Below are 1805 nucleotides of genomic sequence, written 5' to 3'. Positions count from 1 at the left end.
ACGGTTACCTCAGCAGTATTCTCACAACCGTTTGCATCTGTACCTGTAACGGTATAGGTTGTTGTTTCAGTTGGCACAAAGGCCTGATTATCCGTAACACCATTATCCCATAAATATGTATCTGCACCTCCACCTGTTAGCGTAACTTCCTCGCCTTCACAGATTTCTGTAGCCGAGGCTGTGGCCGTAACTATTGGTAACTCAAAGACTTCTATGCTGTCAGTCGTAGAATTGGTGCAACTAGTTTGATTTGTCAAGCTGAAAACTTGAATACGAGTAGGCCTATCTAAATTACTAAACCTACTTGCTCCTACTGCAACATTATTACTATTTCCGCTTAAAGCAATAGCACGACCGGTTTCAAGATCACCAGAGATATCTGTACCAACCTGTGACCAAAAACTACCATTCCAAGAATAAACACGTGTTATCCCTGAATTATTAACATTACCGTTCCCTACTGCAAAAGTATTTCCATTACCACTCATGGAAATACTTAAGCCACCAAGATCAATATTTAGTCCCATTTGTACCCAGTTATTACCATTCCATTCAAAAACTTTTGAATTCTCCTCAGATACAACTGCTAATCGGTTACCATAATCATTCAAAGAAAGTGAAGATCCAAATTGGACGTCACTAGCTTCAGGTTCTATAGTAGCACCGAACTGAACCCAATTGCCATTACTATATTCATAAGTACGAACCTTATCAGAACTTTGTCCGAAACCTGATCTGTCACCACTTCCTAAGGCGATACGGTTTCCGTCAGCATTAATAGAGACAGAATAGCCTAAATAATCTCTTGTATCTCCTTCCAAGTCACCTCCAAGTTGTATCCAAGAACCATTATTGAATTCAAAAACGGCTACCTCTCCTGCGAAATCGTTTTTCGCAAGAGCTCCAATAACTAATCGATTACCATCTCCGCTCATTGAAACCGAAAAACCAAATAGTTCTCTATTTGTTTCACCAACTATATCGGTACCCAACTGAATCCATGAACCACTCACATATTCATAAACTACAACTTTACCTGGTATATCAACAAATCCTGGACCCGGAGCGCCTATTGCAACTCTGTTTCCATCGGCACTGATAGATACAGAAGATCCTAATCTATCACTATTATTTCCATTTAAATCGCCTCCTAATTGAGACCATGTACTTCCATTATATTCATAGATCCGTACTTTTCCCCCACCTCTTTTTTCGCCAAATGCCACGCGATTACCATTTGCAGAAATAGAAACGGACAAACCGCTTTGTCCAGGTCCCGAATAACCTTCAATATTTAAACCTAATTGTTGGAAATCGGAAGAAGGTGTTGCGTAAGTGTATGTAATATCGTGTAGGCCTGCTCCGGCCGTAGATGGGTCAAAAGAATAGGTCTCGCCATTACCGTCATCCGTAACTCCAGGTCCTGAATACTCACCTCCTGTTGGTAAGCCACCACCTAAACCGGTTAGTATACCACCATCAATACATAGGTCTTCTTGTGCTGTAAATGTGACTTCTGGTAACGGATTCACCCTAATAGCCAATGATGCTGTATTGGCACACTGCCCTGCATCTGGCGTAAATTCGTAATTAGTGGTATTAATATCTAAAGCAGGGGACCATGTCCCTGTAATGCCATTATTAGAAGTGGTAGGTAGTGGCGTTAAAATTGCATCAGCACATACTACTACAGGATCAAAGGTTGGGTCTGTTTTTGGTGTCACTGTTACGGTTACCTCAGCAGTATTCTCACAACCGTTTGCATCTGTACCTGTAACGGTATAGGTTGTTGTTTCAGTTGGCAC

General features: G+C 41.3%; 1 protein-coding gene. It reads right to left on the bottom strand.

Features of this window, described 5'->3' with window-relative positions; genetic code table 11:
* Positions 1–1805: WD40 repeat domain-containing protein (locus J4050_RS15090; RefSeq protein WP_208155449.1), on the bottom strand; the 1805-nt coding region annotated here is incomplete at both ends.

This window comes from Winogradskyella pelagia (assembly GCF_017581965.1).
Classification (GTDB): domain Bacteria; phylum Bacteroidota; class Bacteroidia; order Flavobacteriales; family Flavobacteriaceae; genus Winogradskyella; species Winogradskyella pelagia.
Note: the sequence above shows the minus strand (reverse complement) of the source record. Positions and strands in the feature narration are given on the sequence as shown.